The following is a 13,789-nucleotide window of genomic DNA, read 5'->3' as shown; positions in this document are numbered from 1 at the left end:
GATGGACTGGATCTGCGCGTTCTCAGACGAAGTAGCGCTGGGCCGTTTCGCACAGGCCCGTGGCGAGCACCTCCGTGAGTGGCCCTACCGGCGCCTGATGGGGGCCCGGCTACTCGATGAGGTGGTACCCGCGGTGGGTTTTCCGTGCGGAGTGGCTGTGAACGCAGCGGGACCGGACGGCGCTGTGTTCCCGCCGGTCCTCGGGATCGTGCCGAAGTGCGCGGCACTGAATGGGAAGGGAGCATGCAGATGACCGGTGGCGAGCCGGACCTTGACGCCTCCGACGAGGCTCTCAGGCAGATCGCGCAGGGCATTACTCAGACACTGACTGAATTAAGGGAGCTGGGCTTCCAAGGAACGGCCGCGGCGGGCCGGGGATTTGCCGCACTGACGCTGTCGGGACTGGAGAGCGGGCACGCGGGGTTGACGTCGGCCCTGGGGGCCTTCTGTGACCGGTGGGAGTGGGGGGTGCGTTCGCTCGTGCTGGAGGGGAACGCGTTCGCGTCGAAGGTGAGCTTGTCCGCTGGAGCATTCCACGAGCAGGACCAGTACCTGCAGGGAAGTTTCAAAGTGCTCACGAACGCGGGGATGGGAAATCCGTACGCCTCCGAAGCGGATGTCACGGCCAAGGGCTGGGGTTCGGTGCTCGCCGACAATCCCTACACCCAGATCCGTGACGCGGACTACAGCCAGGATTCGATGGACCGGACCCGGGACGACTCCGTCGAGGCCTGGAAGGTCGTCGGTGAGGACATCGCGTCGGCCATCGCGCCCCGAAGCAGGATCATCGATCTCCTCGGTGAACAGACCGGGGGCAACTGAAGTGGACTGGAGTGCTCTCGCCAACAAGGGTCTCGACAACCTCGAGAAGGGGTGGGAGGCCGGCAAGAAGGCTGCGGGCGAGGTCATCGACCAGAGCACCGACGCCTTCGGCGGAATGCTGGATTACGTCGGCGCGCACGACTGGGCCGATGAGGTCGAGGATTGGGGCGACGGTGTTGCCTCCGATCTCGGGGCGACCGTGCGCGAGCAACAGCTCGGCGAGAGCGAGCAGGCTGACGAGCTACTCCACGGTTCTGCGACCAGGATCCGGGAGTCGGCCAAGCACTTCACCGATTTCCAGGCCGCGTTCGATCGGGTCGGCCAGGGCATGCGCGCCCTGGACTCGGAACGCTGGAGGGGTGAAGCAGCCGACGCGTTCCGGCAAAAGTTCCAGACCCACCCCGCCCAGTGGCTAAAGGCCGCTGACGCCTGTGGGACCGCCGATCGGGTGCTGACCCGGTACGCGGATACGATCGAGTGGGCGCAGCAGCAGGCTCAGCAGGCCATCGACGCGTACAAGCGGGGCAAGAAGGCCTCCCTGGACGCAACCAACGCCTACAACGGAAAGATCGACTCCTACAACACGGACATCAGAGCGGACCGCGACCCGGGGCCGCCCCCGCCGCCTTTCAGCGATCCAGGGGCGGCTGATCGGGCAAGGGCGCAGGAGATCCTCACCGAGGCCCGCCGTCAGCGTGACGAGGCGGCGATCGCGGCGCAGCGTGCGATCGAGGCCGCGACGGAACAGGCTCCCGTAGAACCGTCCGCCCTGGAGCGGGCCGGCCTGAACGTCGCCGACTACGGCGTCGCCGAAGGTTTCGAGCTGAACCACGTTCTCGGCGGAATTATGAAAGGCACCGCGGGCATCGTCGATTTCGTCCGCGGCCTCAACCCCATCGACCCGTACAACGTGACCCACCCCGCCGCGTTCGTCCGGAACGTCAGCACGACGCTGGCGGGCCTGGTCTCCACGACCGCCCACCCCGAACGCATCCCCAGCAGCCTCATCGACAGCTTCAAAGACGATCCCGCCGAAGGCGTCGGCCGCCTCATCCCCGAGCTGATCGGCACGAAGGGCCTCGGCGGAGCACGCACGGGAATGCGGCTCGCTGAAGAAGGTACGGAGGCGGTAGGGGAGAGCGCGGCGAAGTCCGCGTCCACGTCACGCGGCGCGTCAGGCACACCAACCGAATGGAAGGACCTTGCCAAATCAACGGACGAGGTGCCGGAGAAATCCATTCACGCCGACTCCGTTTCACAGGCTGACGCCGACGCTTTCATCGACGACCAGTTCCCCTGGCTCCGGGACCTCAACCATACCGGCCACCCCGGATATACGAACAATTGCTCGCACAACGTGGTGACCCTGAACGAAAGACTGGACGGCGCCGAAGTGTCCGCGGCGCCCAGGGTCCATCCGCAGCATGTCCCACCAGAGGCTCTTGGGATCGAGGGAAGAGCGGCAGGAGACTACGACTGGGTCGACAGCTACGACGACATCGTTCGCGACCTCGAGAAACGTGGTGCCGACGCGCGGAGCGTCGTCTACCTCTCACGCTCCGACGGAAGTGCCCACGTCTTCAACGCAGTGAATACCAAATATGGCGTAGTGTTTCTGGACGGACAGAGCGGGACACTTGCCACACTTGAGGACGCGGCCCGAATCGGCCACATTCCGTACAACTAGGAATAACACATGCCACTTTCTCAGATCGAAGCATTTGAAATTGCTCAACCCTTCTTGAAGAAATTCTTCGACGCCGGCGGAATGCACTACACGATCGTGCTGCAACCCGAGCTTTCTTTCGAGCATCCCATCGCCTGGTGTGTGCGATTCGACTCCCAGGAACACCTTGATACCGGGAATCTGGCATACGCACCGTTCACTCGGGTGCTCATCGTCCCGAAGGACGGCTCCCCGCCCCACCTTCCGCCCACCCACCTCTCGGTCGGCGCGTATCTCGACCGGCTCGCAGCAGGCGACTGGCCCCACCCCAAGAACTAGAGGGTTGACGATGACCGCTCCTGAGGATCTGGCGCTGCGCTGGCTGAACGGCACTTACGGGGGCCTGGTCGAACTCGCCTGCGCCCGCCCCGTCAACGAGAATTCCGGTACCTGGCTGTTTGCCTGCCGGATGGCTACGGAGCCCGGTCGTCCGACGGCGCCCATGCTTGCGGCCTCCGTCGTCGTACCCAAGGACGGGGGGACGCCGTTCCATCCCGCCTCCGACAACCCCTTGGGGGATGCAGCCGCCTACGCGCGTTCACCCGCAGGCAGGGATCCCCGGAATCAGGCGCGACGGCTGAACTCCCGGGGATGCGTGGTGGCGGTGAGCACATCCATCTCGGGGGCCCCGGCCAGTCCGTTGCCCTGGCAGCCCATGCACGAGGCGCCCGGATGGTGGGAATCCCTGCTGCATCAGTATTTCCCACAGGCCGAACAAATCCCCTGCGCCAACTGGGCGGAGGTGATCCGACAGGCCCAGGAGACCGGACCGGACACCCAGGGCGTGGTGTGGGTGCGTCGGGCGATCGGCGGGGTCGAGATCAGTGGGCACCTGCTGTATGTGCACAACAATGCGGGCGACGTGATGTTCCTGGACGCGATGGCCGGAGGCCTCGGGCGGCTGGAAGCGGAAGGTGTCCTGGAACTCGTCTTCGCGCGGACAGCGCCCGACGTCCGGGGGGCTGCACTGGATTTCGGGTCCGCACGGCGCAAAGCCGAGGACTGGCTCCTTCGGACGTACCGCGAGCCCGTCGAGTTGGTGGAGCCGGATGCCCGGGACGAAACGGCACGGGGCTGGCTTTTCTCCATGGACACCTCCGCTCATCTGCGGCACGGCGACTGGCGGGATGCGATGGTCGACGCGGCCGTGGTGGTGCCGAAGGGGCGAGGTGAGCCGTTCCTGCTGCCGAATTCCGACCCGTGGGGCTGGTTCGCAGCATGGGACCGTGGAGAGTCTGTCCCGGCGCCACCCCAGCCCGGTCCGGCCGCCTGGTACGCCTCCACGGTGCGCGAACTGGGGGAGGAGATCTCCGTGACCTCGCACCCGACAGTCGTCGACTCCTTGGCGGCGCTGACCGAGCTGCCGGCCGGAGGCCGGGCGCTCGTATGGGTGCGCAGGCGCGACGGGCGCGGGCGGGAATCGACCGGGCTGTTGCTCACGGGCTTCCGGACAATTGCCGGCGCACTGGGACTCGTCGACGGTTCAGCCGAGGAGTTCACGGACCTCGCCGGGCTCCGGGAGTCCGCGGTGCGGGTGGTGCGGTACCGCTGACGGGTGGGGCGGGGCGCACGTACGATGCGGGGAGTGGCCGCGCAGTGACCACCCGCACCGCCGAAGGGAATTCGTGCCGATGGCTGACACACACGAGAAGGACGCGCTGTACGCCCTGGACATTTCGGGTGTCGAGTGGATCAGCGCTCCGGGGACCGAGGAGCACGAGGAGCGGGTCGAGATCGCGCACCTGCCCGACGGGGCGGTGGCGATGCGCTCCTCGCTCGATCCGGGGACCGTGCTGCGCTACACCGAGGCGGAGTGGACTGCCTTCGTCCTCGGGGCGCGCGACGGGGAGTTCGACCTCCGGTAGGACCGTGGCCGGACGTACGGGAGGGGCCCGCGCACCGAGTGCGCGGGCCCCTCCCTCATGTCCGGGGCCGGAACGGTCAGACCATCCGGAAGCGCGTCGCGTTGCCCTTGTCGGTGTCCTGGTAGCCGACGAGCGAGCTGTCGAGCAGGTTCGCGATGTTGCCCAGCTTCGCGTTCATCTGGTCCATGTTGGTGGTGACGTCGCGCTGGATCTCCAGGTAGGCCGTCTTGGCCTCACCCTGCCAGCTCTCGGCGACGGCCTTCACCTTGCCCATGAGGTTCTCGAGCCCGTGGCTGAGCTGCGAGCTGGTGGTGCGCACGTCGGACGCGGCGGTCGCGACGGTGTCGTAATTGACTGCGAGTGACATCGCTGTCTTCCCTCCCGTTGTGGTTCGTTGCTGCCGTGCGGGCGTGTGTCAGACGCCGAGGATGGAGCTGGTGTTGCCGTTGACCTTGCGGATCTCGGCGATGCGCTCCTGCTCCTGGGCGGTGAAGCCCTTGACGCTCATGCGCATGGCGTCTTCCAGCTCGATCAGGCGCTGCTTGATCTTGTTCATGTTCTCGTTGACGCCGCGCTGGAGTACGTCGTACTCCTTGCTGGCGGCACCCTGCCAGCCGGCCTGGATGCGGTCGACGACGTCGTTCAGCCGGTTGATGCGACCCGAGAGATCAGTGTGGAACGTGTTGATCTCATCTGCGAGCTTGACCTTCTTCTCGTCATCGACTTGAAGGTTCATCACCATGTCGGTTCTCTCCCGTCATCACACTTGTGAAGTCCATTGACACTGTAGCTACTTCATACGACAGGCCCAACAACTATGTCCGCCGGGCCGCCGGATTCACGGAGTGCAAAGCCGTACTCCGGTCTAGGACAGGGCACTTGGCCCCGCTTGGCGCCTTCTGCGACGTGTCTCCCGGGCCACCGCCGCCGTACCGGCGATGACGGCGATGAGGACGGCCCCGATCCCGAGAGCGTACGTCCCGACCCGCGCCTGGCGCTCCTGGGAAGTCTCTGCCAGGACCAGCGGGGCGGCCTCGGGCGCTGCCGCGGGCGGCGGGCCCGGGTCGGCGGTCGGGGGCCCCGCGGGCGGGGTGGCGCTGTCGGTCGCGACGGCGCGGACCGGGTCGACCACGCCCCAGCCGACGTAGTCGTCCCGCCCGTTGACGGCGCGCTCGGCGGACTGCTCGATCTGCCAGATGACCTGCGGGGCGGTCCACTTGGGGTTCTGGGCGCGGAGCAGGGCCGCGAGGCCGGCGACGTAGGGCGCGGAGAAGCTGGTGCCGTTGTCGACGCACTGGCCGAAGCCGGGGACGGTGGAAACCATGTCGACGCCGGGCGCCGCGACGCCGACGAAGGCACCGGGCTGGGAGAAGGCGGCCCGCTCGTTGTTGCGGTCCACGGAGGCGACGGCGAGGACGCCGGGGAAGGCCGCCGGGTAGGTCTTGCGCTTCTGCCCGTCCATGCCGTCGTTGCCCGCGGAGGCGACCACGACGATGTCGGCGGCCACGGCCTCGCGGACGGCCTTGCCGAGGTCGGACTCCTCGGCCACCGGGACGGTGGTGTCCTGCGAGATGTTGATGACCTGGGCCTTCTGGGCGATCGCGTGCCGGATCGCGGCGGCCAGGGTGTCGGCCTTGCCGGTTTCCCTGTCGTCGTTCTGGCGGATCGGGATGATCGTGGCCTCGGGGGCGAGGCCGACGAAGCCGGTGCCCTCCTGCGGCCGGGCCGCGATCAGGCCGGCCACCTTGGTGCCGTGGCCGACGGTGTCGTTCGTCCCGTCGCCGCCCTTGGGGTCGATGTAGTCCTTGCCCGCGCCGACGTCGACGGCGGAGGCCAGCTGCGGGTTGACCCGGTCGACGCCGGTGTCGATGACCGCGACCCGCACGCCCTTCCCCTTGGTCTTCACCCACAGCGCGTCGAGCAGCAGGCGCTGGAGCGCCCACGGCCGGTCCGCGATCTGCTTCTTCATGGGGAAGGTGCACTCCCCCGCGCCCGCGAGCCGGACGGCGGGGGCGGGAGTGGCGGCAGCGGGGCCCGCGAGAGCGGCGGCGGCCCCCGCCGTGGTCAGGGCCGCCGCGCCCGTCAGGGCGAGGGCGGTGGCGCGGAGCGCGGCCCGGCGGTACCGCGGCTGCGGGCGCGCGGCGGGCACCTCGGCGGGCGTGTGCGCGGCGCGCATCGGCATCTGCATCGGCATCTGCGTGAGGCTCGGCATCGGCATCGGCGTCCTCACGAACCCTGGGGCTGGCGGGCGGCGTTGGTGTCCAGGCGGGGTCCCTTCGACAGGAACTCGGACCACGCGATCGGCACCAGGGACGGTACGACGTTCGCGTAGCCCAGCCGGATCTGCGCCTGGCTGGCTTCGGGGCGGCCGTCGGAGCCCTTCGCCTTCGGGTCGGCGGCCCCGATCTTCGAGTGCTCGGCGTCGCTGTCCCCGTTGGCCTGGACGGCGTAGCGCAGGCCGGTGTCGGTCACCAGGAACAGGGTGCCGCCGGCGGTGCCCTGGTTGCCCTGGGTCTGGGTGTAGAGGAGTCCCGAACCGGGGGTGACGTAGGCGCTGGTGCCGCTCGCGGTGATGTCGATGGGGTAGCCGGTGCCCGCCCAGGTGCTCATCGTCTGGTTGCCCTGGCCGTCGACCGAGCGCAGGACGTTGCAGACGGTGTCCCGGTCGGGGCTCTGCCCGGAACCGGCGGCGGGGGCGGGGGTGCCCGGTACGGGGGTCCGGTTGATCTGCGCGGACTTCTTCGCGGGCCAGCGGGCGTCGCCCTTGAAGGGGACGGTGTCCGGGGTGAGGGACTGCAGGTCGACCTCGCGCGCCTTGCCGGTCATGTTGAGCTTGTCGGTGGCGGGCGCGTTGATGAGCAGCCAGGCGACGAAGTCGGTGACCGGGGCGACCTTGCCGGGCAGGACCACGTAGTGCTGCGGGCCGGAGCCGGTGACCGCGCGCAGCACCATGCCGACCCGGTTGTCGGCGGTGCTCAGCCCCGGGACCCCCGCGTCCGCGCCCGCCGCGCCGGGCAGCTGGGGGAAGGAGAGGTCCTCCCCCGGCTTCAGCGTCGCCAGCCACTGGTCGGTGACCTGCTGCGGAGTGCCGCTGCCGACCAGGGCGTTGGTGAGCTTCTGCGCGTCGGAGGCGCCCTGGCCGCCGGCCGCGCCCTCGGGGAACCTGTACTTCGTCCCCGCGGCGTCGACCAGGAAGCGCTCCTTGGCCGGGCCGGTGCTCTGCACGTACAGCACCTGGCCGTCCGCGACCCGGCGGGCGTCGTCCAGCCGGGAGGCCTCGCGGTCGGCGAGGACGAAGGTGGCGGTCTGCACGCCGTGCCCGTTGCCACCGGGCTGCTGGCAGACGGCCCAGCGCTTGGCCTTGCCCGCGTCGCCCGGCGCGGGCAGCCGGTCCGGGGCGTAGGGGATGCCGATGATCGGGCCGCGCGGGGGCTTGCCGCCGTCGAGGAGCTTGTCGGCGACCTGGATGACCTTGAACTTGTCCGGGTCCAGGAGCAGGCGGGCCGAGGCGAGGTTGAGCACCGGGTGCAGCCGGGTCTGCGTCGTGCCGCCGCTCTTCGTGGTGAGGACCACGTAGCGGGTCGTGGAGTCCTTGCCGACGATGACGTTCGCGCCGGGGTCCGCCCATCCCTTGGGGGCCTGGGACTTGAACATGCCCCACGCGCCGAAGGCCGCGAGGATCAGCGCTCCCACCACCAGGCCCGGCACGGCCGCGCGCAGGGGGCGCGGCGCGCCCTCCTCGGTGCCGGTGGCGGACGGCTGGAGGAACGCGGCCACGGTGCGCCGCTTCGCAAAGGTGTACGCGTTCAGCTCATCGCGTCGTGATGCCATGACCGCCTGCTTCTCCCCGCACGGCCCGGTCGGTGAGTCCGGTCCCCGGGCCTCGATTGTCGGACCGGGCACCTACTATGCCTGTTGACGGAGGGTGCGCAGGGGCCGGGTAGGGTGAGGACGCCGCTCCGTGCCTTCCGTACCGGGGTAATCAGGGCTTGTTGGGGTGGTTAGGGGAGATTCCGGGGCTACGCGGGCAGGTGCCGCGCGGCCGGAACTCACGGGGTCTGGCCCCGGGAAGGGGAGGTCCGCGAGTGAGGACGACCGCGAGGGGACGGCGGGCCGCCGGGGCCGCACCGGCGCCCGCAGCAGCGCCCGCCCGGCAGAACACGGGGAGTGCCGGCGGCGCTTCGGGCGTGACGCCGCACACCCGGTCGACGCCGGGGCGGTTCGGACCGTTCCGATTGCAACAGCTGGTCCTGCTCCAGGTCGCGGCCGCCGTGCTGCTCGTCGCCTGGGTCGTGGACCCCCTGCTGCTGGTGCCCGCCGGCGTGGTGGCGGCCGTACTCCTCCTGCTGGCCGTCGTCCGCAGGCACCAGCGCTCGCTGCCCGAGTGGATCGGCACCGCGCTCGCGCTGCGCGCCCGGCGCCGCCGGGCCGCCTCCTCCTCCGTGCCCGCCGGCACGGAGCCCGGCCTGGCTCCGCTCGTCGAGGCCGATCCGGCCCTGCGGACCCTCACGTTCAGCGACCGCGACCGCCGCCCGGTCGGCATGATCGGCGACGGGACCTTCCTGACGGCGGTCGTCCAGGTGGACACGGACGCGACCGCGCTGCGCCCCGACCGCTCCGCGCGCCCGCTGCCGCTCGGCATCGTCCGGGACATCCTCGAAGTGGACGGCATCCGGCTGGAGTCGGCGCAGCTGGTGCAGCACACCCAGCCCGCGCCCGCGCCGCACCTGCCCGCCCAGTCGATGGCCACCCGCAACTACGCGCCCCTGCAGGCCCTGACGGGTGCGCCGGCCGTGCGCCTCACGTGGATCGCCCTCAAGCTCGACCCCGAACTGTGCCCGGAGGCGGTCGCCGCCCGCGGCGGCGGCCTGGCGGGCGCGCAGCGCTGTGTGGTGCGGGCGGCCGACCAGTTGGCCAGCCGCCTCGCCGGCGCCGGGTTCCGGGCCACGGTCCTGACCGAGCAGGAGCTGACGGCCGCGCTGGCGACCTCCTCCTGCGCGAACCCGATGGCGATCACCCAGGCGGGCCGTGCCGCCGGCCGCTCGGGCACGCCCGGGCGGCGCACCGAGGAGACCCCGCGGACCTGGCGCTGCGACGACCGGCGGCACACGACGTACTGGATCTCGCGCTGGCCGCAGCTGGGCGGCGGCGCCGCGCCGCTGCCGCAGTTCGTGGCCCTGCTGACCTCGCTGCCCGCGCTGGCCACCAACTTCAGCCTCACGCTGGCCCCGGCGGAGCGGCACGGGGTGACCCTGACCGGGCACGTCCGGATCACCGGGCGCAGCGACGAGGAACTGGTCGCTGCGCGCCGGGCGCTGGAGACCACGGCGCGCGGGGTGCGCACCGGCCTGGTCCGGCTGGACCGCGAACAGCTGCCGGGCGTACTGGCTTCGCTGCCGCTGGGAGGCGCACGATGAGGACGGGATCACGATGAGAGTGGGATACGGGCTGGTCGGTCCGCGCCGGGAGCGGCACGCGATGCCCGCCGCGGACCTCGACGCACTGGCCCTGCCGATCGGGGACGACGGAGTGGTCATCGGCGTGGACGCCGAGAACCGTCCGGCGGTGCTCGGCGTCAACCGCCCCACGCCGTACGAGGTCACGCTCATCGGCGGCCTGTGGACGGCCCAGGTGCTGGCGCTGCGCGCGGCGGCGACCGGGGCGCGGGTCGCGGTGGAGACCGGGCGCGCGCAGGTCTGGTCCGGGCTGGCGCAGGCCGCGGGCGGCGGACAGCAGTGCGTGACCCTGCACGAGGTGGGCCGGGTGCCCCCGCAGGGGGCGTCGGCCGGCAGCCCCGTCCTGGTGATCCGGGACTGCGGGATGCGGCCGCCGCGCGGCCGGGTGGTGGCCGGGCCGTGGCAGTCGGTGCTGACCCTGCTGCCGTACCTGAGCCCGACCGCGCCGCGGCTGCTCCAGCAGTCCTCGCTGGTGGGGGTGCAGCGTGTGTCGCCCGACGAGGCGGCGCAGATCGGGCGGCTGATGCACCTGCCGCGGGGTGCGGTGGAGTCGCTGCCGACGCTGGGTGACGGCGTGACGCTGTGGTGCACGCCGCGGGACCGGCAGTTCGTCATGACGCAGGGCACGGACGCGGAGACGGGTCTGCTGGGGCCGGCGCGGCGGATCGACTGAACCGGGGCGTGCGGGGCCGGCCTCCGGGGCCGGGTTGGCGGGCCGGGACGGTGTGCGGGCTTGCGGCGGGTGCGGGGCGGGCAAGCGTGGGGTGAGCGGGTGCGGGGGATGCTCCTCGTCACGCCGGTCGGGGCGTTCCGGGGCGGTGTTTTCCGGGACGTTCGCGCGGGCCCTCCCGTCGGCCTTCCCGGGCGGTGTGGCCGGTGGGACGCGTCGGACGGCCGGGCCGGGTCCGGGGGCGGCCGGGCTGTGTACCGGGTCCGTACCAGCGGCGGGCCGGGTCGGGGGGCCGGTCCCGGGCGCGATTAGGCTGACGGTGGGCGCGGTGCCGATGGGGGCCGCCGGACCAGTGCTCGACCAGACCAGGAGGACCAGTGAACGGCGATCGGAACGAGAGCCGCGGCGGGACGTGGGACGTCCCGACGGACGATCAGTCCGACGCGGAGCCCGATGTGACGGGCGAGTTCACCATCGACTACACCCCGCCGGCCTGGTATACGCAGGACGCCCCGGCGGGCCCGACCCCGCCTGGCCTCCCGGCGGGCAGCGGCTTCGAACCCCACCGGCCGGGCGATGTCACGTCCCCGTCGACGATGCGGATCGCCCCGGTCCCGTCCCGGCCCGCCTCTTCCGGGCCGGCCGAAACGCCGCCCGGGGGCTCCCCGTTCCCGGCGGCGCGCGTTCCCGGTGCGGATGCGGACGCCGAGGGCACAGCGGGCACGGGTGGCTCCGGCGCGGTTGCCGGTGCCGGTACTGATGCGGGCCCCGGTGCGGTTCCGTCCGCGGATGCGGGCGGCTCCTCCGGTGCGGGGGGCGCGGGTACGCCGTTCTCCGGCGCGGCGGGTACGGCCCCGGGCGCCGGTACGCCGTACCCCGGCGCGCCCGCTGCGACGCCGGGCTCGGGCGGCTCCGCCCCGGCCGAGGGCGTCGGTACGCCGTTCCCCGCCACCACCGCTTCGGCGGCGGGCCAGGAGGCCGGTGCCGGTGCGGGCGCGCCGTACGCCGCCCCGGCCGCGGACGCCCCGGCGCCGTACACCGACGCCGGTGCTCCCGGTTTCACCCCTTCGGGCGACGCGGCGAGCGCGTTCCCGGATGGTCCCGGCGCGGGCCGCGGTCCCGGTGCCACCCCCGCCGAGGGCGTGTCCGTACCGTCCTCCGGCGCGGACGCACCGCACCCGGCGGACCCCGCCCCCGCTTCGCCCGTCCCGGGTACGGAGGCCGATGGCGCCACGGCCCCGACGGCCGTCCCGGAGCCGGACGCGTCGGCGGGAGCGGCCGGATCCGCCCCCGCGAGCGCGTCCGAGGACCCCGGCGCGGCCGAGGCCGCCGCCCCGGCGGCCCACCCGGCGTCCACGGAGGCCGTCCCCGACCCCTACCGGAGCGCGCCCGGAGCGGCCTCCGCTCCCGCGTCCGGCCACGCGCCCACCGGCGACGCGCCCACGCCGTACCCCGCGGCTCCCGGCCACGCCCCGACGGGCGACGGGAGGGCACCGTTCCCGGCCGCCGACGAGCCGCGGGACGCCGTTCCCGCGCCGCCGTGGTCCGCGTCCGGCGCACCCATGGCGCCCGCCGCCTCCGGCGAACTGCCGCCGCTGCCGCCCGCGTTCCCCTCGTACGGGGACGACCGGCCCGCTCCGGCACCGCAGGAGGGGTACGGCTATCCCCCGGCCCCCGCACCGCATGCGCCGCAGGCTCCGACGCCGGCGCCCAGCGCCCCGCAGGGCTACGGCTACCCGGCCGCCCCCAACCCGCCCCAGCCCGGCGCCCCGTGGGGTCAGCAGGCCCCGCAGCAGGCCCCGCACCCGACGCAGCAGGCACCCCAGCCCCCGCACACCCCGCAGGCGCCCCCGCAGGGCGACCCCCGGCTCGGCCAGCAGTGGCCGCAGCCCGGCCCCGGTGGCCCGGGTGGCCCCGGCCCGGGTGGCCCCGGCGCGCCCGGCCCGCAGGATCCCCGCTACGCGTCGGCCTCCCCCGGCGGCGGCGCCCCGCTCGGCTACACGGCCGCCGTGGAGCTGTCCTCCGACCGCCTCCTGCGCACCAAGCAGAAGCCGAAGAGCAACCGCTCGGGCGGCTCCGGCGGCGCCTCGTCCCTCTTCCGGTTCGGCGGCAAGGCGGCGGAGGCGGAGCGGCAGCGCAAGCTGGAGCTGATCCGTACCCCGGTCATGTCCTGCTACCGCATCGCCGTCATCAGCCTCAAGGGCGGCGTGGGGAAGACCACGACCACCACCGCCCTCGGCGCGACCCTGGCCACCGAGCGCCAGGACAAGATCCTCGCGATCGACGCGAACCCGGACGCCGGCACCCTCGGGCGCCGCGTGCGGCGCGAGACGGGGGCGACGATCCGCGACCTCGTCCAGGCGATCCCGTACCTGAACTCCTACATGGACATCCGGCGGTTCACCTCGCAGGCCCCGTCCGGGCTGGAGATCATCGCCAACGACGTGGACCCGGCCGTGTCCACGACCTTCAACGACGAGGACTACCGGCGCGCGATCGAGACGCTGGGCCGCCAGTACCCGATCATCCTGACGGACTCGGGCACCGGGCTCCTCTACTCCGCGATGCGCGGGGTCCTGGACCTGGCCGATCAGCTGATCATCATCTCCACGCCGTCCGTCGACGGCGCGAGCAGCGCCAGCACCACGCTCGACTGGCTCTCCGCCCACGGCTACGCGGACCTGGTCTCGCGCTCGATCACCGTCATCTCGGGGGTCCGCGAGACCGGCAAGATGATCAAGGTCGAGGACATCGTCCAGCACTTCGAGACCCGCTGCCGCGGGGTGGTCGTGGTGCCCTTCGACGAGCACCTGTCGGCCGGCGCCGAGGTGGACCTCGACATGATGCGGCCCAAGACGCGCGAGGCGTACTTCAACCTCTCGGCCCTCGTCGCCGAGGACTTCGTCCGCGCCCAGCAGTCCCAGCCGCAGCCGCACTGGCAGGGCGGACCCCAGACGGCCCCGGCCCCGCAGGCCCCGCAGCAGCCCTACCCGTACCCGCCGCACAGCCCGTACGGCCAGCCGCAGCAGCAGCCGTACGCACCCCAGCAGCCCGCGCAACCTCAGCAGCCCCACCAACCCCAGCAGCAGCCCCCGCAGCCCTACGGCCAGCCCTACCCCCCGCAGCAGCCGCACCAGCCGCAGCCCGGCCAGGGCTGGCCCCAGCAGCCGCCGGCGCAGCAGCCGCCGCCGGCGCCGCCGCAGGACCCGCGCCGGTAACGCCCGAACGGGTGAGGGCCCGTACCGTCCAA

12 protein-coding genes are annotated in these 13,789 nt (G+C 72.3%); 8 read left to right on the top strand and 4 right to left on the bottom strand.

What is annotated here, in order from left to right; genetic code table 11:
- Positions 1–243 precede the first annotated feature (243 nt).
- The 5 genes from AC0693_RS27925 (at position 244) to AC0693_RS27905 (ending at position 4,413) form a co-directional block, all read left to right on the top strand.
- Positions 244–822: a hypothetical protein gene (locus tag AC0693_RS27925; protein ID WP_478803181.1), complete on the top strand. Its 579-nt coding sequence runs from the start codon at positions 244–246 to the stop codon at positions 820–822.
- 1 nt (position 823) lies between these two features.
- Positions 824–2,509: a putative T7SS-secreted protein gene (locus AC0693_RS27920; protein WP_478803180.1), complete on the top strand. Its 1,686-nt coding sequence runs from the start codon at positions 824–826 to the stop codon at positions 2,507–2,509.
- A 9-nt stretch (positions 2,510–2,518) separates the two neighbouring features.
- Positions 2,519–2,827 carry a YrhB domain-containing protein gene (locus AC0693_RS27915; protein WP_469320362.1) on the top strand — a complete coding sequence of 103 codons (309 nt, stop codon included), beginning with the start codon at positions 2,519–2,521 and terminating at the stop codon, positions 2,825–2,827.
- A 10-nt stretch (positions 2,828–2,837) separates the two neighbouring features.
- Complete coding sequence (locus tag AC0693_RS27910; protein WP_469336954.1) at positions 2,838–4,100, top strand: YrhB domain-containing protein; 1,263 nt, start codon at positions 2,838–2,840, stop codon at positions 4,098–4,100.
- 79 nt (positions 4,101–4,179) lie between these two features.
- Positions 4,180–4,413, top strand: a complete 234-nt coding sequence (locus AC0693_RS27905; RefSeq protein WP_356407719.1) for a DUF397 domain-containing protein — start codon at positions 4,180–4,182, stop codon at positions 4,411–4,413.
- A gap of 76 nt (positions 4,414–4,489) precedes the next feature.
- Here AC0693_RS27905 and AC0693_RS27900 read toward each other — a convergent pair whose 3' ends face one another.
- From AC0693_RS27900 to eccB, 4 genes are all read right to left on the bottom strand, one after another.
- Positions 4,490–4,780: a WXG100 family type VII secretion target gene (locus tag AC0693_RS27900; protein ID WP_356407720.1), complete on the bottom strand. Its 291-nt coding sequence runs from the start codon at positions 4,778–4,780 to the stop codon at positions 4,490–4,492.
- Between the two features lie 48 nt (positions 4,781–4,828).
- The gene (locus tag AC0693_RS27895) at positions 4,829–5,155 is read right to left on the bottom strand and encodes a WXG100 family type VII secretion target (RefSeq protein ID WP_469336952.1); all 327 of its coding nucleotides are present in this window, start codon (positions 5,153–5,155) and stop codon (positions 4,829–4,831) included.
- A gap of 123 nt (positions 5,156–5,278) precedes the next feature.
- Positions 5,279–6,589 carry a type VII secretion-associated serine protease mycosin gene (gene mycP / locus AC0693_RS27890; RefSeq protein ID WP_478803190.1) on the bottom strand — a complete coding sequence of 437 codons (1,311 nt, stop codon included), beginning with the start codon at positions 6,587–6,589 and terminating at the stop codon, positions 5,279–5,281.
- Between the two features lie 50 nt (positions 6,590–6,639).
- Positions 6,640–8,244 carry a type VII secretion protein EccB gene (gene eccB, locus AC0693_RS27885; protein ID WP_469320364.1) on the bottom strand — a complete coding sequence of 535 codons (1,605 nt, stop codon included), beginning with the start codon at positions 8,242–8,244 and terminating at the stop codon, positions 6,640–6,642.
- Between the two features lie 254 nt (positions 8,245–8,498).
- Here eccB and eccE point away from each other — a divergent pair, with 254 nt between their 5' ends.
- The 3 genes from eccE to AC0693_RS27870 all read left to right on the top strand — a co-directional run bounded on the left by eccE (position 8,499) and on the right by AC0693_RS27870 (position 13,757).
- Positions 8,499–9,830, top strand: a complete 1,332-nt coding sequence (gene eccE / locus AC0693_RS27880) for a type VII secretion protein EccE (RefSeq protein ID WP_469320365.1) — start codon at positions 8,499–8,501, stop codon at positions 9,828–9,830.
- A gap of 13 nt (positions 9,831–9,843) precedes the next feature.
- Positions 9,844–10,542 (top strand): hypothetical protein, encoded by a 699-nt coding sequence (locus AC0693_RS27875; protein ID WP_356407732.1) that lies wholly within the window; start codon positions 9,844–9,846, stop codon positions 10,540–10,542.
- Positions 10,543–10,916: 374 nt separating this feature from the next.
- The gene (locus AC0693_RS27870; protein WP_478803179.1) at positions 10,917–13,757 is read left to right on the top strand and encodes an SCO5717 family growth-regulating ATPase; all 2,841 of its coding nucleotides are present in this window, start codon (positions 10,917–10,919) and stop codon (positions 13,755–13,757) included.
- The last annotated feature ends 32 nt before the right edge of the window (positions 13,758–13,789 follow it).

This window comes from Streptomyces sp. NPDC043876, assembly GCF_056435825.1.
Note: the sequence above shows the minus strand (reverse complement) of the source record. Positions and strands in the feature narration are given on the sequence as shown.

Excerpts from the sequence above, each read along its gene's own strand:
- AC0693_RS27925 (WP_478803181.1), top strand. The coding sequence starts at position 244 with ATGCAGATGACCGGTGGCGAGCCGGACCTTGACGCCTCCGACGAGGCT.
- AC0693_RS27915 (WP_469320362.1), top strand. The coding sequence starts at position 2,519 with ATGCCACTTTCTCAGATCGAAGCATTTGAAATTGCTCAACCCTTCTTG.
- AC0693_RS27910 (WP_469336954.1), top strand. The coding sequence starts at position 2,838 with ATGACCGCTCCTGAGGATCTGGCGCTGCGCTGGCTGAACGGCACTTAC.
- AC0693_RS27905 (WP_356407719.1), top strand. The coding sequence starts at position 4,180 with ATGGCTGACACACACGAGAAGGACGCGCTGTACGCCCTGGACATTTCG.
- AC0693_RS27900 (WP_356407720.1), bottom strand. The coding sequence starts at position 4,780 with ATGTCACTCGCAGTCAATTACGACACCGTCGCGACCGCCGCGTCCGAC.
- AC0693_RS27895 (WP_469336952.1), bottom strand. The coding sequence starts at position 5,155 with ATGGTGATGAACCTTCAAGTCGATGACGAGAAGAAGGTCAAGCTCGCA.
- mycP (WP_478803190.1), bottom strand. The coding sequence starts at position 6,589 with ATGCGCGCCGCGCACACGCCCGCCGAGGTGCCCGCCGCGCGCCCGCAG.
- eccB (WP_469320364.1), bottom strand. The coding sequence starts at position 8,244 with ATGGCATCACGACGCGATGAGCTGAACGCGTACACCTTTGCGAAGCGG.
- AC0693_RS27875 (WP_356407732.1), top strand. The coding sequence starts at position 9,844 with ATGAGAGTGGGATACGGGCTGGTCGGTCCGCGCCGGGAGCGGCACGCG.